Annotated in this window: 20 protein-coding genes; 16 read left to right on the top strand and 4 right to left on the bottom strand. The window is 66.7% G+C overall.

Annotated features, from left to right (window positions below; genetic code table 11):
- The first annotated feature begins 31 nt into the window (after window positions 1-31).
- The 12 genes from pyrH (at window position 32) to GTH33_RS13565 (ending at window position 10,352) form a co-directional block, all read left to right on the top strand.
- Window positions 32-760, top strand: coding sequence for a UMP kinase (gene pyrH, locus GTH33_RS13620; RefSeq protein ID WP_163958850.1), 729 nt, complete (start codon window positions 32-34; stop codon window positions 758-760).
- Between the two features lie 4 nt (window positions 761-764).
- On the top strand, window positions 765-1,322 hold the full coding sequence (gene frr, locus GTH33_RS13615) for a ribosome recycling factor (RefSeq protein WP_163958849.1): 558 nt from the start codon (window positions 765-767) through the stop codon (window positions 1,320-1,322).
- Between the two features lie 77 nt (window positions 1,323-1,399).
- On the top strand, window positions 1,400-2,068 hold the full coding sequence (gene uppS, locus GTH33_RS13610; protein WP_243848256.1) for a polyprenyl diphosphate synthase: 669 nt from the start codon (window positions 1,400-1,402) through the stop codon (window positions 2,066-2,068).
- Complete coding sequence (locus GTH33_RS13605) at window positions 2,065-2,856, top strand: phosphatidate cytidylyltransferase (RefSeq protein WP_163958847.1); 792 nt, start codon at window positions 2,065-2,067, stop codon at window positions 2,854-2,856. The genes uppS and GTH33_RS13605 overlap by 4 nt, the downstream gene beginning before the upstream one ends.
- Before the next feature lies 1 nt (window position 2,857).
- The gene (gene dxr, locus GTH33_RS13600) at window positions 2,858-4,033 is read left to right on the top strand and encodes a 1-deoxy-D-xylulose-5-phosphate reductoisomerase (protein WP_163958846.1); all 1,176 of its coding nucleotides are present in this window, start codon (window positions 2,858-2,860) and stop codon (window positions 4,031-4,033) included.
- A gap of 13 nt (window positions 4,034-4,046) precedes the next feature.
- Window positions 4,047-5,180, top strand: a complete 1,134-nt coding sequence (locus tag GTH33_RS13595) for a M50 family metallopeptidase (protein WP_208403978.1) — start codon at window positions 4,047-4,049, stop codon at window positions 5,178-5,180.
- A gap of 82 nt (window positions 5,181-5,262) precedes the next feature.
- Window positions 5,263-8,016 (top strand): outer membrane protein assembly factor BamA, encoded by a 2,754-nt coding sequence (gene bamA, locus GTH33_RS13590; protein WP_163958845.1) that lies wholly within the window; start codon window positions 5,263-5,265, stop codon window positions 8,014-8,016.
- Window positions 8,016-8,756 carry an OmpH family outer membrane protein gene (locus GTH33_RS13585; RefSeq protein ID WP_163958844.1) on the top strand — a complete coding sequence of 247 codons (741 nt, stop codon included), beginning with the start codon at window positions 8,016-8,018 and terminating at the stop codon, window positions 8,754-8,756. The genes bamA and GTH33_RS13585 overlap by 1 nt, the downstream gene beginning before the upstream one ends.
- 63 nt (window positions 8,757-8,819) lie before the next feature.
- Window positions 8,820-9,242 carry a 3-hydroxyacyl-ACP dehydratase FabZ gene (gene fabZ, locus GTH33_RS13580; RefSeq protein ID WP_208404019.1) on the top strand — a complete coding sequence of 141 codons (423 nt, stop codon included), beginning with the start codon at window positions 8,820-8,822 and terminating at the stop codon, window positions 9,240-9,242.
- 105 nt (window positions 9,243-9,347) lie between these two features.
- A complete protein-coding gene (gene rpmE, locus GTH33_RS13575; protein ID WP_163958842.1) occupies window positions 9,348-9,581 on the top strand; it encodes a 50S ribosomal protein L31 in 234 nt (77 codons plus the stop codon).
- A 47-nt stretch (window positions 9,582-9,628) separates the two neighbouring features.
- The gene (locus GTH33_RS13570; protein WP_163958841.1) at window positions 9,629-9,940 is read left to right on the top strand and encodes a PilZ domain-containing protein; all 312 of its coding nucleotides are present in this window, start codon (window positions 9,629-9,631) and stop codon (window positions 9,938-9,940) included.
- A gap of 70 nt (window positions 9,941-10,010) precedes the next feature.
- On the top strand, window positions 10,011-10,352 hold the full coding sequence (locus tag GTH33_RS13565) for a WYL domain-containing protein (protein ID WP_163958840.1): 342 nt from the start codon (window positions 10,011-10,013) through the stop codon (window positions 10,350-10,352).
- Window positions 10,353-10,365: 13 nt separating this feature from the next.
- Here the strand turns inward: GTH33_RS13565 and GTH33_RS13560 are convergent, their stop codons facing one another.
- Window positions 10,366-10,908 carry a glycine zipper 2TM domain-containing protein gene (locus tag GTH33_RS13560; RefSeq protein WP_163958839.1) on the bottom strand — a complete coding sequence of 181 codons (543 nt, stop codon included), beginning with the start codon at window positions 10,906-10,908 and terminating at the stop codon, window positions 10,366-10,368.
- 253 nt (window positions 10,909-11,161) lie between these two features.
- Between GTH33_RS13560 and GTH33_RS13555 the strand changes: the two genes are divergently transcribed.
- Window positions 11,162-11,365 (top strand): hypothetical protein, encoded by a 204-nt coding sequence (locus tag GTH33_RS13555; RefSeq protein WP_163956799.1) that lies wholly within the window; start codon window positions 11,162-11,164, stop codon window positions 11,363-11,365.
- Window positions 11,366-11,416: 51 nt separating this feature from the next.
- Here GTH33_RS13555 and GTH33_RS13550 read toward each other — a convergent pair whose 3' ends face one another.
- Window positions 11,417-13,696 (bottom strand): ATP-dependent helicase, encoded by a 2,280-nt coding sequence (locus GTH33_RS13550; protein WP_163958838.1) that lies wholly within the window; start codon window positions 13,694-13,696, stop codon window positions 11,417-11,419.
- 209 nt (window positions 13,697-13,905) lie between these two features.
- Between GTH33_RS13550 and GTH33_RS13545 the strand changes: the two genes are divergently transcribed.
- Both GTH33_RS13545 and GTH33_RS13540 read left to right on the top strand, forming a co-directional pair.
- Window positions 13,906-14,226: a UrcA family protein gene (locus tag GTH33_RS13545; RefSeq protein WP_163958837.1), complete on the top strand. Its 321-nt coding sequence runs from the start codon at window positions 13,906-13,908 to the stop codon at window positions 14,224-14,226.
- Between the two features lie 263 nt (window positions 14,227-14,489).
- A complete protein-coding gene (locus GTH33_RS13540) occupies window positions 14,490-15,749 on the top strand; it encodes an MFS transporter (RefSeq protein ID WP_163958836.1) in 1,260 nt (419 codons plus the stop codon).
- Here GTH33_RS13540 and rsmD read toward each other — a convergent pair.
- A complete protein-coding gene (rsmD, locus tag GTH33_RS13535) occupies window positions 15,740-16,276 on the bottom strand; it encodes a 16S rRNA (guanine(966)-N(2))-methyltransferase RsmD (RefSeq protein WP_163958835.1) in 537 nt (178 codons plus the stop codon). The genes GTH33_RS13540 and rsmD overlap by 10 nt on opposite strands.
- Window positions 16,273-17,715, bottom strand: coding sequence for a pseudouridine synthase (locus GTH33_RS13530; RefSeq protein ID WP_163958834.1), 1,443 nt, complete (start codon window positions 17,713-17,715; stop codon window positions 16,273-16,275). The genes rsmD and GTH33_RS13530 overlap by 4 nt, the downstream gene beginning before the upstream one ends.
- Window positions 17,716-17,830: 115 nt before the next feature.
- Here GTH33_RS13530 and GTH33_RS13525 point away from each other — a divergent pair, with 115 nt between their 5' ends.
- Window positions 17,831-18,265, top strand: a complete 435-nt coding sequence (locus tag GTH33_RS13525; protein ID WP_163958833.1) for a response regulator — start codon at window positions 17,831-17,833, stop codon at window positions 18,263-18,265.
- Window positions 18,266-18,277 lie beyond the last annotated feature (12 nt).

The following is an 18,277-nucleotide window of genomic DNA, read 5'->3' as shown; positions in this document are numbered from 1 at the left end:
CCGGCCCGCTTTACCTTACCGTCAGGACCCCATGACCGCCGGCCCCCGCTTCAAACGTATCTTGCTGAAACTCTCCGGCGAAGTGCTCATGGGGGAGGGTGGCCTGGCCATCGATCCCGAGATCACCGCACGCGTAGCGCAGGAGATCGCGGACGTTCGGGGGCAGGGCTATGAGCTGTGCGTCGTCGTCGGGGGTGGCAACATTTTCCGCGGCCTGTCCGCCGCCGCCAAGGGGATCGAGCGCGCGACCGCCGACTACATGGGCATGCTCGCGACCGTCATGAACGCGCTCGCGGTGCAGAATGCGCTCGAGCAGATCGGCGTCGACACCCGCGTGCAGTCCGCCATCCCGATGCAGTCGGTGTGCGAACCCTTCATCCGCCGCCGCGCCGAGCGTCACCTGGAAAAGGGCCGCGTCGTCATCTTTGCCGCCGGTGTCGGCAGCCCGTTCTTCACCACCGATTCCGGTGCCGCGCTCCGCGCCGCCGAGATGAAGTGCGATGCACTGTTCAAGGGCACCAGCGTCGACGGCGTCTATGATGCCGATCCCAAAAAGGTGCCGACGGCGACCCGCTACGACACCGTCAGCTATTCGCGCGTGCTGTCCGACGACCTCAAGGTCATGGACGCCAGCGCGATCGCGCTGTGCCGCGACAACAATATCCCGATCGTCGTCTTCAACATCCGCGAACACGGCAATTTCGCCGCCGTTCTGAACGGTGAAGGCATCTCGACGATCGTCCAGAGCGAACAGGAGTAATTCCATGGCAGCCTATGACAAGGCCGACCTCGAACGCCGCATGGCCGGCGCCGTCGAATCGCTGAAGCACGATCTCAACGGCCTGCGTACCGGCCGCGCCTCCACCGCGTTGCTCGATCCGGTGACGGTCGAGGTCTATGGCAGCCACATGCCGCTGGCGCAGGTCGCCACCGTGTCGGTGCCCGAACCGCGGATGCTGTCGGTGCAGGTCTGGGACAAGTCCAACGTCGGCCCCGTCGAAAAGGCGATCCGTTCGGCCGGTCTCGGTCTCAACCCGATCAACGACGGCCAGACGCTGCGCCTGCCGATCCCCGACCTGACTGAAGAGCGTCGCAAGGAACTGGCCAAGCTCGCCGGCAAATATGCCGAGGCGTCGCGTATCGCGGTGCGCAACGTTCGCCGCGACGGCATGGACAGCCTGAAGACCGACGAGAAGAAGGGCGTCATCAGCGAAGACGAGCGCAAGCGCCACGAAACCGAGGTGCAGAAGCTCACCGACGCCACCGTAGCCGATCTCGATGCGGCGGCTGCTGCGAAGGAAAAGGAAATCCTGGGCAAGTGAGCCCGCCGGCAGCCTCTGCCGCGTCCCTCGTAGCGGTCCCGAACACGGGTCCGGTGCCACGGCACGTCGCCATCATCATGGACGGCAACGGGCGCTGGGCAAAGGCGCGGATGCTGCCGCGTGTCGCCGGTCACAAGGCCGGCGTCGAGGCCGTGCGCCGCGTCACCCGCGCCGCGCGTGCGATGGGGGTGGAGGCGCTGACGCTGTACGCCTTCTCCAGCGAGAACTGGCGCCGGCCGGAGGACGAGATCGGTGCGCTGATGGGCCTGTTGCGGCTGTTCATCCGCAGCGACCTTGCCGAACTGGTCGCGGAAAACGTGCGATTGCGCGTCATCGGCGATTATCGCCGGTTCGCGCCCGATCTGGTCGCGCTGGTCGACGATGCCGTGGCGAAGACCGCGGCCAACACCGGCCCGATCCTGGTCATCGCGCTCAATTACGGGTCGCAGGCCGAACTGGTCGCTGCCACCCGCGCGCTCGCGGCACGGGCTGCGGCGGGAGAGATCGACCCCGCCGCGATCACCGCCGACGATATCGAGGCGCAGCTCGACACCGCCGACCTGCCGCCGCTGGACCTCGTCATCCGGTCGTCGGGCGAGCAGCGGCTGTCGAACTTCCTGCTATGGCAGGCGGCCTATGCCGAATTGCTGTTCATTGACACGCTGTGGCCGGATTTCACCGGCGATACGCTGGCGGACGCGATCGCCGCGTTCGGCCAGCGCCAGCGGCGCTACGGCGGCCTGTGAGCGACGACACCCCGCGCAAGCGCCCGTCGGAGCTTGCCATCCGCACCGTCACGGGGCTGGGCCTCATCGCCGTCGCGCTCGTCGCGCTGGCGCTCGGCGGCTTCCCCTTCTGGTTGCTGACGGTCACCGCCGGCGTCTTCATGATGGCCGAGTGGAGCGATCTGCACGGCGCCGAAGCCAAGACCAAGCGGCTCGGCCAATATGTGCTGTTCGTGCCGCTGGCGATCATGTGCCCGATCGCGGCCGGCCCCAACTTCTTTGCGCTCGGCTTGCTGGTCGGGGCTTTCTTCTTCCTCACCATCGTCACGCGCCGGCCGCAGCTGGGGCTGGGCGTGCTCTATTGCGGCCTGCCGATCTACGCATTGCTGCTGATCCGGCATGAGCCCGACGGCATCCGCAATGCGCTGTGGGCGCTGGCGATCGTCTGGGCGACGGATATCGGCGCCTATTTCGCCGGCCGCAGCATCGGTGGCCCGAAGCTTGCGCCGCGGGTCAGCCCGAACAAGACCTGGGCGGGATTGATCGGCGGCATCGCCCTCGCGACGCTGCTCGCGCTGGTCATGCAGCGGGTCTACCTCCTGCCGCTGCGGTTCGTCGTGGCGACGCCGCTGTTGGCGATCGTGGCGCAAGGCGGGGACCTCTACGAAAGCTGGTTGAAGCGCCGGGCGGGGGTGAAGGATTCCGGCAGCGTCATCCCCGGCCATGGCGGTTTCCTCGACCGGCTGGACGGGCTGGTGCCGGTGATGCCGCTCGCCGCGCTGCTCGTCGTCGTGCCGCTGGCATTTTGATATGAAGACCGTCACGATATTGGGTGCGACCGGATCGGTCGGCACCTCCACCCTCGATCTGGTGGAACGCGAGCCGGACCGATTCCGCGTCCGCGCGCTCACCGCCAATTGCGATGTCGCCAGCCTCGCCGCCGCGGCGATCCGGACCCGTGCGGAATGCGCGGTCGTCGCCGACGAACGCTGCCTGCCGGCACTGCGCGATGCGCTGGCCGGCACCGCGACGCAGGCGGCAGGTGGGGCGCAGGCGATCTGCGATGCTGCCGCGGGGGCGGACTGGACGATGGGCGCGATCGTCGGATGTGCCGGTCTGACGCCGGTGATGGCCGCGATCGAACATGGCGGGACCGTGGTGGTCGCCAACAAGGAACCGCTCGTCTCCGCGGGCGAGGTGATCCTCGCCGCCGCCGCGCGGTCGGGCGCGACGCTGCTGCCAGCAGACAGCGAACATAACGCCATCTACCAATGTTTCGACTTCGCCCGGCCGGAACGCGTGCGGCGCATCATCCTGACCGCCAGCGGGGGCCCGTTTCGCGACTGGTCGTCGGCGCGGATGGCGGACGTCACCGTCGAACAGGCGGTGGCGCACCCCAATTGGTCGATGGGCGCGAAGATCAGCGTCGACAGTGCGACGATGATGAACAAGGGCCTCGAGCTGATCGAGGCGGCACGCCTGTTCCCGGTCGATCCTGCACGGATCGAGGTGGTGCTCCATCGTCAATCGGTCATCCATTCGATGGTCGATTACGTCGACGGGTCGATGCTCGCGCAACTTGGCCCGTCCGACATGCGCGTCCCCATCGCGCACACGCTCGCCTGGCCCGACCGGATGGCGACACCGATGGCACCGCTCGACCTGGTCGGGATCGGTCGTCTCGATTTCGAGGCCTGCGACCCCGTCCGCTTCCCGGCGCTGGCCCTCGCCCGCGCCGCGCTCCAGGCGGGTGGCGCGCGCCCGGCGATCCTCAACGCCGCCAACGAGGTCGCGGTCGCGGCGTTTCTCGCCCGGCGCATCGGCTTCCTCGAAATTGCCGCAATCGTCGCCGATACGCTGGAGCGCTACGATCCGCCGGCTCCGCACACGCTGGAGGCGGTCCTCGTCATCGATGGCGAGGCACGACGAATGGCGGACGAGCAGATACAGGGGCGTGCTCGAGAGCGTGTGACGGTGCACGCGTGAAGGATTGCGTAGCTTGATCCAGTCCCCCGGCGTCCTGATGGCCGTGCTCGCGTTCCTGTGCGCGATCGGCCCGCTCGTCTTCATCCACGAAATGGGTCACTATCTGGCCGGGCGCCTGTTCGGCGTGAAGGCCGAGGCGTTTTCGATCGGCTTCGGTCGGGAAATCGCGGGCTTCACCGATCGCCGCGGCACCCGCTGGAAGTTCGGCTGGCTGCCGCTCGGTGGTTACGTCCGCTTCGCCGGCGACATGAACCCCGCCAGCCAGCCCGATGCGGCATGGCTCTCGCTCCCCGCTGCCGAGCGGGCGCAGACGTTCCAGGCCAAACCCTTGTGGCAGCGCGCGATCATCGTCGCCGCGGGGCCTGCGATCAACCTCGTCCTCGCGGTGCTGATCCTCGCCGGGTTCGCCCATACCTATGGCGTCGATCGTACGCCGGCGGTGATCGGCACGGTGATCGACGGCGGTCCGGGAGCGAAGGCGGGGTTGCAACCCGGCGACCGCATCGTCGCGATCGACGGCACCGGGATCGAGACGTTTTCGGACGTCGCCCGCTATGCCCTGATCCGCCCCGGCGCGCAGACCGTCGTGCGGATCGATCGCGCCGGACGCCAGGTCGACCGGCCGCTCGCGATCGGCGTGGTCCACCAGCGCGATCGCTTCGGCAACGAATATCGCATCGGCCGGATCGGTATCGGCAGCGGCGATCCCGTGCTGGCGCCGGTCAGCCTGCTCGCGGCGCCGGCCGCCGGCGTCCGCATGACCGGAGAGATCATCGGCGGCACGCTCGAAACCATCGGACAGATCATCAGCGGGCGCCGCTCGATCGACGAACTCGGCGGGCCGATCCGGATAGCGAAGATCAGCGGCGAACAAATGGCGCTTGGGCTGTCGGCGTTCGTCTGGCTGGTCGCGATGCTGTCGATCAATCTGGGGTTCATCAACCTGCTGCCAGTACCCATGCTGGATGGCGGTCACCTGTTCTTCTACGCGATCGAGGCGATCCGCCGCCGCCCCCTCGAACCCAGTGTGCAGGAATGGGCGTTCCGTGGCGGCCTTGCCGCGGTGCTGGCGCTGATGCTGGTCGTGACTTTCAATGATTTGAGCGCTGTTGGCCTGTGGCAACGGCTCGCCGGGTTGATCGGCTGACCGGGTTGGGGCAGGGCAGGTTTCTGCGTCTACCGGTGCATATGAGTATCCTGACGTATTTGGGGTGGGTTGAGTGACAGCGATGAAGAGTTCCATGTTCGTGGCCAGGGGCGCCGCGCTGCTCGCCGGCACCATGTTGTCCGGCGTGCCGGTGATGGCCCAGACCACGCCGGTTCCGGCTGCCGCTCCCGCGCCATCCGCAACGCCCGCCGCCGCTTCCGCTCAGGCTGCCGCCCAGGCTTCCGCAACGCCAGCGGTGGTGCGCACGATCAAGACGCTCCGCGTCGAGGGGTCGCAGCGCATCGAACCGGAAACGGTCCTGTCCTACACGAAGTTGCGCGTCGGCATTCCCTACACCGCGGAAACCCTCGATCAGGCGCTGAAGGACCTGCAGGCGTCCGACTTGTTCGTCGATTTCTCGATCTCGGGCGTCGAGACCGGTGATATCGTCTTGCGCATCCGCGAGAATCCGATCATCAACCGCGTGATCCTCGAGGGGAACAAGGCGCTCAAGAGCGACAAGATCACAAAGGAGATCAAGCTCGCGCCACGCCAGATCTTCACCCGCACCGCGGTCCGCCAGGACGTGTCGCGGATCATCGAGCTGTATCGTCGCCAGGGTCGCTTCGCCGCGGTCATCAGCCCCAAGATGGTCAGCCTCGACCAGAATCGCGTCGACGTGGTGTTCGAGATCACGGAAGGGCCCAAGTCCAAGGTCCGCCAGATCAACATCATCGGCAACGAGGTGTTCAACGACGGCAAGTTGCGCGGTGAGATGGTCACCAAGGAATCGCGCTGGTTCCGCCTGCTGTCGTCGAACACGTCCTACGATCAGGATCGCCTGAACTACGACCAGCAGAAGCTGCGCCAGTTCTACCTGACGCAGGGCTATGCCGATTTCCGCGTCACCAGTGCGGTCGCCGAGCTGACCCCGGACAAGCGCGACTTCATCATCACCTACGTCGTCGAAGAGGGGAAGCGCTACAAATTCGGCGACGTTACCGTCGACAGCGAGATCCGCGACTTCGACAACAAGAAGCTCGCCGCATCGCTGCCGATCAAGAAGGGCGAATGGTACAACGCCAAGATGGTCGAGGATTCGGTCGACCAGCTGAGCGAATCGGCGGGCCTGTTCGGCTACGCCTTCACCGACGTATCGCCCGACTTCCAGCGCGATCCCGAAACGCTGACGATGGGGATGAACTTCCACATCGCGCAGGCGCAGCGTACCTATGTCGAACGGATCGACATCAACGGCAACACGCAGACGCAGGACAAGGTCGTCCGCCGCGAGATCCGTCTGGCCGAAGGCGATGCGTTCAACAGCTTCCAGGTCAAGCGTTCGCAGGACCGCATCAACAGCCTGGGCTTTTTCCAGGACAAGATGGAGATCAAGCAGAACCCCGGTTCCGCCCCCGATCGCATCGTCCTCGAAACCAACCTCGAGGAAAAATCGACCGGCGAGCTGCAGCTGTCGGTCGGCTATTCCAGCCTCGAACGCTTCATCATCCAGGCGAACATCACGCAGAACAATTTCCGCGGCAAGGGCCAGGTGCTGCGGGCCGGCGTCAATTATTCGACCTATTCCAAGTCGATCGAGCTTGGCTTTACCGAGCCGTACCTGTTCGACAAGAACGTCGCCGTCGGCGTCGACGTGTTCCGCCGCGACTATAATTCGTTCAACTATATCGGCACCGATCGCCGTACCACCTATTCGCAGGTGTCCACCGGCTTCCAGATCCGTACCGGCGTGCCGCTGACCGAATATTGGTCGCTCGCCGGCCGCTACGGCCTGTCCTACGACGAAGTCGGCCTCGACGAGGGCACATATTACACCAACGGCAGGTGCGACATCCTGAAGGCCGGGCGTTATCTGTGCGAGGCGATCGGCAATCGCTGGACGTCGTCGGCCGGCTATTCGCTGATCTACGACAGCCTCAACAGCCGCCTGCGCCCGACCGCGGGCCAGCGTCTCAGCTTCAGCCAGGATTTCGCCGGCCTCGGCGGCGACGTGAAGTACATCCGCACGCGTCTGGAAGGATCGAAGTTCGTCAACGTCGGCTCGGGCTTCATCGGCTCGCTGGTCGGCGAGGCGGGGTATATCCACTCGCTGGAAGGGGCTCGTCCGGAGGGCACCGACAAGATCCGCATCACCGACCGCTTCTACCTCGGCGAACCGCAGTTCCGCGGCTTCGACATCCGCGGCATCGGGCCGCGCGTGCAGCGTCAATATTACCAGCCCGATCCGACCACGGGCAAGCAGGTGCTGATCACCGATCGCAACCAGCTGGTCGACGATGCGCTGGGTGGCCGCGCCTATTACCTCGTCCGTGCCGAGCTGGAGATTCCGCTCGGCGCCGGTGCGCGCGAACTGGGTCTGCGTCCTTCGGTCTACGTCCAGGCTGGCAGCCTGTTCGCGCTGACCAGGCCGCTGCCGACCGCAACCTTCCCGACGATCACCGATGCCGCGGGCAACGTGACCGTGCTGCCGATCCAGCGCCTGCTGACCGACTCGGCGGGTCGTCAGCTGTATCTGGTACCGACCACGGATGCGACCAATGCCGGCGCCTACACGACCTGCGCGATCGGCTATTCGGCGGCGGCAGGCGGCGCCTGTGCCGGGGCCAGCACCAATTCGATCGCATACGACACCCCGATCCAGCCCTTCAAGGAGACCTATTACGGCTCCAGCGCCACGCCGCGCGTCAGCATCGGTGTCGGCGTCAACTGGAATTCGCCGTTCGGCCCGCTCCGCATCGATCTCGCCAAGGCGCTGGTCAAGCAGAAGGGCGACGACCCCAAACTCATCACCTTCAACGTAGGGACGCAGTTCTAATGAAGACCATCACCAAGACTTGCGCGTCGGCGATCGCCGTCGCTTCCGTCGCGCTCCTCGCCGGTACGGCGTCGGCGCAGACGGCCGGGATCGCCACGGCGCAGGCCGATGCCGCGATCTTCAGCGCCAAGGCGTTCGATGCTGCCAACACGCAGATCTCGACCACCTACAAGGCGCAGCTGGACCAGGCCGCCGCCGCCCAGACCGCGCTGAACACGCAGCTGCGCGGTCTGCTCGACACCAACAAGGACGGTCAGGTCAGCCAGGCCGAAGCCGCTGCCGCAGAAGCGCCGAACAGCGCCATCGGCAATCAGGTCCGCGCCGCGCAGCAGAAGGCGCAGCCCGGCATCGAGGCCGCACAGGGCCCGGCGATCAAGGCGCAGGCCTATGCGCTCGAACAGATCGTCAACAAGTACGATCCGGCGCTGCGCGCCGTCGTCGCCGCCAAGAAGATCAGCATCGTACTCGCGCCGAATGCGATCCAGTACGCGCCGCCGGCGACGGACGTGACGCGCGACATCATCGCCGAGATCGATCGCACCACGCCGACCGTGCCGATCACGCCGCCCGCCAACTGGCAGCCGCAGCAGCAGACCGTCGAGCTGCTGCAGCAATACCGCCAGCTGGTATACGCGAACGCCGCCCGCCGTCAGCAGGCGGGTGCTCCGGCGCCGACCGGCACGGCCGCGCCGGCGCCCGCGCCCGCCGCGACGCCGCGCGCGACCCCGCAGGGTCGCTAAGGCGCGATCCGGGTGAGCGACGACGCACCTCGGGTACTTGGTCCGCTCGATATCGGGCGGGTCATGGCAGCCTTGCCGCATCGCTATCCGATGCTGCTGGTCGACCGCGTCGAGGAACTGATCCTCGACCGGTCGATCGCGGCGATCAAGGCGGTGACGATCAACGAAGGGTTCTTCCAGGGGCACTTCCCTGGTCGGCCGATCATGCCGGGCGTGCTGATCGTCGAGGCGCTGGCACAGGCGGCCGGCATCCTTGCGGTCGAAAGCCTCGGCCTCGCGGGTTCGGGCAAGCTCGTCTATTTCATGGCGATCGACGGCGCGAAGTTCCGCAAGCCGGTTGAACCTGGCGTGTTGCTGCGGCTGGAGGCGACGTTCGTCCAAAAGCGCAGTTCGGTGTGCAAGTTCGCAGGTATCGCGAAGATCGACGGGCAAGTGGTTGCAGAAGCTAACTTTACCGCCATGATCGCCGATCCGCCCAAGGGGTGACGCAAGCGCGACTTTCGTGACCTTTTGACAATATCGCGGCGCTCCGTTAGGGGCGCCGCTTCTCTTCCAGGCTGGTCGGAACCAGCCGCTTCAGGAGCGTGTGACGTGAAGAAAGATACCCATCCCGACTACCACACCATCAAGGTCCAGATGACCGATGGTACCGTGTTCGAAACCCGCTCCACCTGGGGCAAGGAAGGCGACACGATGACGCTCGACATCGACCCGCTAGCGCATCCGGCATGGACCGGTGGTCGCGGCACGATGCTCGACTCGGGCGGCCAGGTTGCCCGCTTCAACAAGCGCTTCGGCGGCGGTCTGACCCTGCGCAAGGGCTAACCGCGTTTGTATACCGGGCGTTAACTACAGCCGCATAGACTTGGCGTATGTTCGCTGCGGAATTCGAACCAGCAGATGCCAACGGCCGGCGCCGCTCCATGCGTGCGCCGGTTTCGTTGGATGCGCACATCGGCAAGGGCGTCAGGACCCTGTGCAAGGTCGTCGATATCTCGATCCACGGTGCGCGTCTTCAGACCTATTCGGCCCTCGCGAAGGGAAGCCTGATCTGGCTGACCCTGCCTGGCGTCGGGTCGGTGGTGGCGGAGGTCAAATGGGCCGACGATTATGCGGCCGGCTGCCAATTCCAGCAGCCGCTTGAGATCGACGTCTTCGAAGGTCTGGTGCAGCTGAACCGCTGACCGCACCCGGGCGTTGCGCATGTGAATGGGTACTTGCTGCATCGCAGCATGGCTCGCTAAGGTGAGTGCGATGACTGATAATCCAACCGCTGCCGGTGCGCCGACCGGACCGGTGCCGACGCTGTTCGAAGCGATCGTCCGCCAGCTGGCCGTCACCGCGACCTATAACAAGGGGTCGGTAACCATCGCCCCCCACATCCTCTACACCCGCCATGGCGAGATCTACGTCGACGCGATCACCGTCGAGCGCGACGGCAAGCCGCCACGCGAGGAAAAGCTCGGCACGTTCAAGCTCGACGGGCTGGGCGATCCCGCGCTCACCGCGCGCGCGTTCACGCCCCACACCCTGTTCGAACCTGCCGCCGAGAAATATGACGGCGTCACGCTGATGGCGGTCGAGCGGGGGGGCTGACCGCCACGCGTCGTCAGCGGCAGCGGACCTGCGACTGGCTCTGGTCGACCGCCTTGCCGGCCAGTGCGCCGGCCGCACCGCCCAGCAGTGTCCCGACGATGCGGCTGCGGCCACCGTCGATCACGTTGCCCAAAATGCCGCCTGCCGCACCGCCGACGATCAGGCCCGTGGTGCCGTCGCTCCGCTTGCAATAATAGCGCCCGTCGTTGCCGGCATAGACCCGCTCGTCGTTGCTCAGCACGCGTTCCCGGTAATTGGGGCCGGAGCGATAATAGCGCGACGCGTCATAGCCGTTCTCGTCGCGTTCGTCGTCATAGCCGCCGCGTGGATCGTCATAGGCGCTTGGAACCGGTGCCTGACGATAGCCGCCGGCGCCGGTATTGCCGCGGAATGAGCGGTAGCGGTCGAACTCCGCGCGATATCGCGCCAGTTCGGCATCGAAGCGCTGCTGGGCCGCGGCGAACCGCGCATCGTCGCTGGCGGACTGGGCGATGGCCGGCGCGCCGCCATAGAGCAGCGCGGTACCGGCGAGGGCGATCGACAGGGATCTGAACATCGGAATGATCCTCGATACGGCCCGGTGAGTCGGGCCTGAAACGATCATACACGCAAGCCGCCTTGGCGGTTCCTGAACGCCGGTCGTTCGATCGACCCGGCCGACGTGGATATCGGTATCGCTCACCCGATGGGGCAGGGGACAGACCCGTCGATGTCTGGTATGATCCACGCATCACCCGCTTGATCGGTAAGCACCTCGTGATGGTCGCCCGCATGGCCGGGCTCCCGCTTACATTCGGAAGGCCAGCGTGATGGACATCAACTACTTGCTTTCGCGCGAGCAGATTTCGCTGATGAAGGCGCGCACCGCCGCTTGCCCTGAGGCGCGGGCCGCCCACGCCGGCCTCGCCAGGGCCTATGGCCAGGCGCTCGGTCGCAGCGCGTTTCCCCACCGCGACGTCGATGCGCGGGTACCCCGCCGACCATCCGGTTCACGCCCGTCCGATGACGCCTGAAGGCGACACCGAACGCCGGGCTGATCGGGGGCCCGACGCGCCGCAGCTTCGTCACCCGATGGTGACGAAGCTGTCCATCACCCGCTTGCGGCCGGCCGCCTCGAAATCGATCTCCAGCTTGTTGCCCTCGATCTCGGCAATCTCGCCATAGCCGAACTTCTGATGAAAGACGCGCTGGCCCACCGACAGGTCGCTACGCCCCTTGTTGCCGAGGCTCACCGCGCTCGACCGGCTCTCGACGACCCGTGTCGGGGCGGTGGTGAAGCCGGAACCCGAACCCGCCGCGCGTTGCCAGCCCGGCCCGCGGCCCGTGCCGCGCGCGACATCGGCGAACGGGTCTGCCCGCTCGCTCCAATTCGCCCGCCACAGGCTCTCGCCGCCCGACATCGTGGTGTCGGCATCGATATGCTCGGGCGGCAATTCGCTGACGAAACGGCTGGGAATGCTGGATGTCCACTGGCCATAGATGCGGCGGTTGGCGGCATGCAGGATCACCGCCTTGCGGCGCGCCCGCGTGATCGCGACATAGGCCAGGCGGCGCTCCTCCTCCAGGCTCTTGGTGCCGCCCTCGTCCAGCGACCGCTGCGAGGGGAACAGGCCCTCTTCCCAGCCGACGAGGAAGACGGTGTCGAACTCCAGACCCTTGGCGGCGTGGATCGTCATGATCGTCACTTGCGGGTCCTGCGCGCCGCCCTCCTTGTCCATGACCAGGCTGACGTGTTCCAGGAACGCGCCGAGCGATTCATATTCCTCCATCGCGCGGACGAGTTCGGACAAATTCTCCAGCCGTCCCGACGCCTCGACAGACTTCTCGGCCTGCCACATCGCGGTATAGCCGCTCTCGTCGAGCATCTGCCGCGCGAGTTCGGCATGGGGCAGGTCGCGCGCCATATCGCGCCAACGTGCGATGTCGCCGACCAGATTGCCGAGCGCGCGCCGCGCCTGCGGGGTCAATTCGTCGGTATCGAGGATACGCGCGGATGCGATGGTCAGCGGCACGCCCTCGATACGCGCCAGCTGGTGAATCTTGGCCAGCGCCTTGTCGCCGAGGCCGCGCTTGGGCACGTTGACGATCCGCTCGAACGCGAGATCGTCGGACGGCTGGTTGACGATCCGAAGATACGCCAGCGCATCGCGGATCTCGGCCCGTTCGTAGAACCGATAGCCGCCGACGATCCGGTACGGCATGCCGATGGCGATGAACCGGTCCTCGAATTCGCGCGTCTGGTGCTGCGCGCGGACCAATATGGCGACATCGTCCAGGCTCTTGCCGCCACGCTGGCATGCCTCGATCTCATCGCCGACCCGGCGCGCTTCTTCCGGGCCGTCCCATACGCCCAGCACCCGCACCTTTTCGCCCGCGTCGAGTTCGGTCCACAATGTCTTGCCGAGCCGCCCGCCGTTGTTGGCGATCATACCGGATGCGGCGCCCAGGATATGCGGCGTCGACCGGTAATTCTGCTCCAGCTTGATGACAGTGGCGCCCGGGAAGTCCTTCTCGAACTTCAGGATGTTTTCCACCTGCGCGCCGCGCCAGGAATAGATCGACTGGTCGTCGTCGCCGACGCAGGCGATGTTCTTGCGTTGCTGGGCGAGCAGCCGCAGCCACAGGTACTGGACGACGTTGGTGTCCTGATATTCGTCGACCATGATGTATTTGAACCGGTCCTGATAGGTCCGCAGCACGTCGGGATGCGTTTTCAGGATCGTCAGCATGTGCAGCAGCAGGTCGCCGAAATCGCAGGCGTTGAGCGCCTTCAGCCGCGCCTGATATTGCGCATACAATTCGCCGCCACGCCCGTTGGCGTAGCGTTCGCTCTCGCCCGCGTCGATGTCGGCCGGGACCAGCCCTTTGTTCTTCCAGTCGTCTATCAGCCCCGCAAGGCTGCGCGCCGGAAAGCGCTTTTCATCCAGATCGGCCGCAACGATCAGCTGTTTCAGCAGGCGCAACTGGTCGTCCGTATCGAGGATGGTGAAGTTGCTCTGCAGCCCGACCAGCTCCGCGTGGCGACGCAGCATTTTGGCGCCGATCGCGTGGAACGTGCCGAGCCACGGCATGCCTTCCACCGCATCGCCGACCAGCCGCCCGACCCGCTCGCGCATCTCGCGCGCGGCCTTGTTGGTGAAGGTGACGCTCAGGATTTCGGACGGCCACGCCTTGCGCGTCCACAACAGATGCGCGAGCCGGGCGGTCAGCGCGGCGGTCTTGCCGGTGCCGGCGCCGGCCAGCATCAGCACCGGGCCTTCGGTGGTCAGCACCGCCTCGCGTTGCGGTGGGTTCAGCCCCTTGAGATAAGGCGGGTCTTGCAGATGGGTGGCGGTTTCGGTCACCGGTGAACAGGTAGGGAACAGCGCGCGCGCGGGCAAGTACGATCCGTCGGCCGGGGTTGCCACATCACTGACTTGCCATCGTAGCGCAGGCGAAACGACCGGGAGTTAGGACGCGGGGCGCGGCAAGGAACGGCCCCGTATCACTCGCCCGTCGGAGGCGGGGGCGCAGGGTCCGGTGTCGCGACCGTCATTTCGCAGGAGCTCGTACTATGACCACCCTCTTTCGCGTCGCCACGGCGGCGCTCGCCTTGTCGTGCCTGTCCAGCGGCGCGCTGGCGTCGCCGGCCGTCGACACCTTCACCATCCGCGTCTCCCACGTTGGCCTCGATCTGCACACCGCCGACGGCCGCCGGCGTTTCGACGCCCGCGTCCGCCGCGCCGCCCGCTCGGCCTGTGCTGCCCCCGGTGCGTCGCTGGTCGAGCAGCGTCATGCGAGGCTCTGCATGGCGGAATTGCGCAGCGATGCCGCCCGGCAGGTCGCGGCGCGGTTCGACGACACCGGCATCCGCCTCGCCAGCGTCGCGCGCTGACAGGCGCACGGGGCGTTGCGCGATGCGCGGCGCCCCGGCGAATCTGACGATGTTTTGAACCGGGATACCCCGACGAAAAATCGGGGCAGCCGCGATGCGACCGCCCCGTAGTTCAGGGAGAGCCGGTCGACAGGGGAGACAACCGGCACGTCGCTACCCACAGGGGGAGAGGAGCAGCGACCATTCCTATGTAGGAACGGTTTGTTGCGGACACATTTCACCGATGTTGCCCGCGACGATTATTTCGCGCTTAAACGGCCTGCATGACCCAGTCCGTCGCAAAAGCCTCTCCACGCCGTATCCTGACGGCCAGTCTCGTCGGCACCGCCGTGGAGTTCTACGATTTCTACATCTACGCCACCGCCGCCGCCCTCGTCTTCGGCGTGCTGTTCTTTCCGGCGGAAAGTGGATCGGCCCAACAGATGTTGAGCTACGCGAGCTTCGGTCTCGCCTTTGTCGCGCGGCCGGTTGGCGCGCTCGTCTTCGGCCATTTCGGCGATCGCGTCGGCCGCAAGTCGACGCTGGTTGCCAGCCTGATGCTGATGGGGGGATCGACCGTCGCCATCGCGTTTCTGCCGACCTACGACCAGGTTGGCTGGATCGCACCGCTGCTGCTCTGCGTCATGCGATTGGGACAGGGGTTGGGCCTCGGCGGGGAATGGGGTGGGGCGGCGCTGCTCGCCGTCGAAAACGCACCGCCGCATCGCCGCAATACGTGGGGCATGTTCCCGCCGCTCGGCGCGCCGGTCGGTTTCATCATGGCCAACGGGCTGTTCTTGCTCCTTGGCCTGGCCTTGGACGACGCGCAGTTCCGCGAATGGGGCTGGCGGCTGCCGTTCCTGGTCAGCGCCGTGCTGGTGGCACTGGGCCTCTGGGTCCGTCTCAAGCTGACGGAGACCCCTGCATTCCTTGAAGCCGCGGAGGCGGAGGCGCTGCCGAAGGTGCCGATCGCGACGCTGATCGGCCATCATGCCCGGCCGCTGATCGCGGGTACCGGCGGCGTGATCGCGTGCTTCGCGCTCTTCTATCTTGCGACCGCGTTCACGCTTGGTTACGGCACCAAGACGCTGGGTTACGGTCGGCAGGCGATGCTCGGCGCAGAGCTGGCCGCGATCCTGTTCCTCGCTGCCGGGGTCATCGTGGCGAGCGTGATCGCCGATCGCACCGGTGCGCGCCGCGTGCTGGTCATCGGCTTCATCGGTTGCATCGTCGCTGGCCTGACGATGGGGCCGATGCTGGGCGCAGGATCGTTGTTCGTGATCTTCCTGTGGCTCGCCTTCGCGCTGTTCGTGATGGGGTTCGCCTATGGTCCGCTCGGTGGCTGGCTGCCGAGCCTGTTTCCTGCGGGGGTGCGCTACACCGGCGTGTCGATGACCTTCAATCTGGGTGGCATCATCGGCGGCGCGCTCGCGCCGCTGGCGGCGGAGGCGCTGGCACCCCATGGGCTCGGGTGGGTCGGGCTCTATCTGGTCGGGGCCGGCCTGCTCAGCCTGGCCGGGCTGGCGCTGCTGCGTCAGCCCTGACGCAGGAGGGTCAGCCGCGCTTTGCCGTGAACCCGGCTGACGTCGATGACGAACCCCGTCGGCGCCACATCTTCCGCCTTCGCCGTCTCGATGCTGATCCACGTCGCCGGCGATGTCCAGCCGAGCCGGGCCAGCTTGTCGAGCGCGACCAGACCGGCACCGGTGCCATAAGGCGGGTCCATCATGATGAGGTCGAGCGGTTTTGCCGCCGGCCCCAGCGCCATCACGGATCCCGCCCGGACGTCTCCACGCGTGCCGAGCTTTGCGAGGTTCGCCTTCAATGCGTCCAGCGCCGCACCGTCCTGTTCGACGAACAGGCACGAACCCGCGCCGCGCGACAATGCCTCTATCCCCAGCGCGCCCGATCCGGCGAACAGGTCGGCGACCGCCAGTCCTTCGAAACTGCCGAGTCTGCTGGTCAACATCGAGAACAGCGCCTCGCGCGTTCGATCCGCAGTCGGGCGGGTGGCATCACCTTTGGGCGCGACGAGCGGCCGCCCGCGCCATTGTCCGGCGATGACCCTCATGGCCGGCGTCCCCGCGGCGGACGGCCCCCGGAACTTGTCGGTCGCGGCCCATTGCCGGATGGAGTGCCGTCGCGCCGTGGCGGCCGCGCTCCGGGTTTGGGGGGGCGCGCCGAAGGAGCAGGAACGCCGGGTTCGTTACGCCGCGGCCGATCCGTAGCCTCACCACCACGAGCGGCACGCGTGCGATCGTCGCTGCCTTGCGAACGCGGCGTAGCGCGATCATCGGCGCGTGGGGTCCGGCCTCGGTCGTTGCCGCGTGGCGTTCGGGTGCGATCATCACCGCGTTGCGTCCGTGGCGACGCGCGATCATCGCTTCGCGCTGTGCCGCCACGCGGGGGCCGCGTTGCCGCGCGGTCATCGGCGCGCGCCGTACGGCCGGGTTCCTCGCCCCGCTTGCGTCCGGCCGAAACGCCGCCTCGCGATCCCTCGTCTCGACCGGGCGAGCGGCCGCTCGCCGGCTTAGTCCCGGGCCGGGCGGGGCGGGTCGCGATCCCGGTCGGCACCGCTTCGCTCCGCCGCGGCGCACGACGGCCTTCGCCGGTCGGCGCCGGTGTCCGTGTCGGTTTGGGGCGTTCCTGCGCCTCGCGCATCGGTATGCCGCCCTCGACCCGCGTTCGCGCGCGCGCGTTTCGATCGACGCTCGGCGCGGTGCGGAACCCGTCGCGTGGTGCCTCGATCACCGATTCATCCGGCGCGCCGCCCTTCAGCGTGCGGCGGAACGCCACCACCTCATGCTGCTTTACCTCGCCGACGCCGCCCACCGGCAGGTCGCCGAGGACGAAGGGCCCGTAGCGCGTGCGGATCAACCGGCTGACCTGCAATCCCAGGTATTCGAGCACGCGCCGCACTTCGCGGTTTTTGCCCTCGGTGATCGTGATCTCAATCCAGACGTTGGCCCCGGTGCGGCGTTCGATATTGGCATCGATCGATCCATAGCGAATGCCCTCGATCTCGACGCCTTCCGCCAGTTCCTCAAGCTGTTGCTGCGTCACGTTGCCATAGGCGCGCGCACGATAGCTGCGCTCAACGCCGGTGGAGGGCAGCTCGAGTTGTCGCTTGAAACCGCCATCCGTGGTGAGCAGCAACAATCCCTCGGTATTGAGGTCGAGCCGCCCGACCGGCACCAGCCGCGGCAGGTCGCGCGGCAGCCGGTCGTATATCGTCGTGCGGCCTTTCGGGTCGCGCTCCGTCACCAGCAACCCGTTGGGCTTGTGATAGAGGAACAGCCGCGTCGGTTCCGGCAATGCCGCCGGCTGACCGTCGACCGTCACGCCCTGTAACGACCGCAGCACCGTTGCCGGCGTGTCAAGCACCGCACCGTTCAGTGCGATGCGGCCCTCTTCTATCATGCGTTCGACCTCGCGGCGACTCGCGACGCCGGCACGCGCCAGCAATTTTGCGATCCGGTCGCCGGTACGGGTATCAGGTGTCTGGGCCATGCCCGCCCATAACGCTCATTCGCCCGTCACGCGAAAATATTTGCGTCCTAAGCCGATCGGGCGCGTTATGTCGCGCAGGCGTAACAAAATCACCCACGCCGGTCGGAGCGCGTCGATGCTGTTCGGGAGGAAGAAGCGCCAGATCGTGCGTTTGCTGGTCGTCGAGGACGAACCGCTGATCGCATTCGATACCGAGCATGTCCTGACCGATGCCGGCTATGAAGTCGTGGCTACCGTGGATCGCGTCGTCGACGCCCTGAACGTGTTGCGATCCGGGGCCGGCGTAGACCTGATATTGGTCGACGTGCATCTGGCCGACGGCACCGGGCTCGACGTCGCGCGCGCTGCGGTGGAGGCTGGAGTGCCCGTGCTGTTCGTCACCGGCAACTGCCCGGTCGAGGCGACGACGCTGGCAGCAGGTTGTCTCGCCAAGCCGTATCAGCAACGCGATCTGATCGGCGCGATCGAGGCGATCGACGCCAGGATCGGCGGGCGCAAGCAGAAGCGCCTGCCCAGCGGCCTGCGATTGTTCGAGGCGCCCGCCAGCTGAACACGTAGCGGC

It is taken from the genome of Sphingomonas insulae, from assembly GCF_010450875.1.
In the GTDB taxonomy this organism is placed as follows: domain Bacteria; phylum Pseudomonadota; class Alphaproteobacteria; order Sphingomonadales; family Sphingomonadaceae; genus Sphingomonas; species Sphingomonas insulae.
Note: the sequence above shows the minus strand (reverse complement) of the source record. Positions and strands in the feature narration are given on the sequence as shown.

Excerpts from the sequence above, each read along its gene's own strand:
- GTH33_RS13560 (WP_163958839.1), bottom strand. The coding sequence starts at position 10,908 with ATGTTCAGATCCCTGTCGATCGCCCTCGCCGGTACCGCGCTGCTCTAT.
- frr (WP_163958849.1), top strand. The coding sequence starts at position 765 with ATGGCAGCCTATGACAAGGCCGACCTCGAACGCCGCATGGCCGGCGCC.
- GTH33_RS13570 (WP_163958841.1), top strand. The coding sequence starts at position 9,629 with ATGTTCGCTGCGGAATTCGAACCAGCAGATGCCAACGGCCGGCGCCGC.
- GTH33_RS13585 (WP_163958844.1), top strand. The coding sequence starts at position 8,016 with ATGAAGACCATCACCAAGACTTGCGCGTCGGCGATCGCCGTCGCTTCC.
- uppS (WP_243848256.1), top strand. The coding sequence starts at position 1,400 with ATGGACGGCAACGGGCGCTGGGCAAAGGCGCGGATGCTGCCGCGTGTC.
- GTH33_RS13540 (WP_163958836.1), top strand. The coding sequence starts at position 14,490 with ATGACCCAGTCCGTCGCAAAAGCCTCTCCACGCCGTATCCTGACGGCC.
- fabZ (WP_208404019.1), top strand. The coding sequence starts at position 8,820 with ATGGCAGCCTTGCCGCATCGCTATCCGATGCTGCTGGTCGACCGCGTC.
- dxr (WP_163958846.1), top strand. The coding sequence starts at position 2,858 with ATGAAGACCGTCACGATATTGGGTGCGACCGGATCGGTCGGCACCTCC.
- GTH33_RS13565 (WP_163958840.1), top strand. The coding sequence starts at position 10,011 with ATGACTGATAATCCAACCGCTGCCGGTGCGCCGACCGGACCGGTGCCG.
- GTH33_RS13545 (WP_163958837.1), top strand. The coding sequence starts at position 13,906 with ATGACCACCCTCTTTCGCGTCGCCACGGCGGCGCTCGCCTTGTCGTGC.
- GTH33_RS13530 (WP_163958834.1), bottom strand. The coding sequence starts at position 17,715 with ATGGCCCAGACACCTGATACCCGTACCGGCGACCGGATCGCAAAATTG.
- bamA (WP_163958845.1), top strand. The coding sequence starts at position 5,263 with ATGAAGAGTTCCATGTTCGTGGCCAGGGGCGCCGCGCTGCTCGCCGGC.
- pyrH (WP_163958850.1), top strand. The coding sequence starts at position 32 with ATGACCGCCGGCCCCCGCTTCAAACGTATCTTGCTGAAACTCTCCGGC.
- GTH33_RS13555 (WP_163956799.1), top strand. The coding sequence starts at position 11,162 with ATGGACATCAACTACTTGCTTTCGCGCGAGCAGATTTCGCTGATGAAG.
- GTH33_RS13525 (WP_163958833.1), top strand. The coding sequence starts at position 17,831 with ATGCTGTTCGGGAGGAAGAAGCGCCAGATCGTGCGTTTGCTGGTCGTC.
- rsmD (WP_163958835.1), bottom strand. The coding sequence starts at position 16,276 with ATGAGGGTCATCGCCGGACAATGGCGCGGGCGGCCGCTCGTCGCGCCC.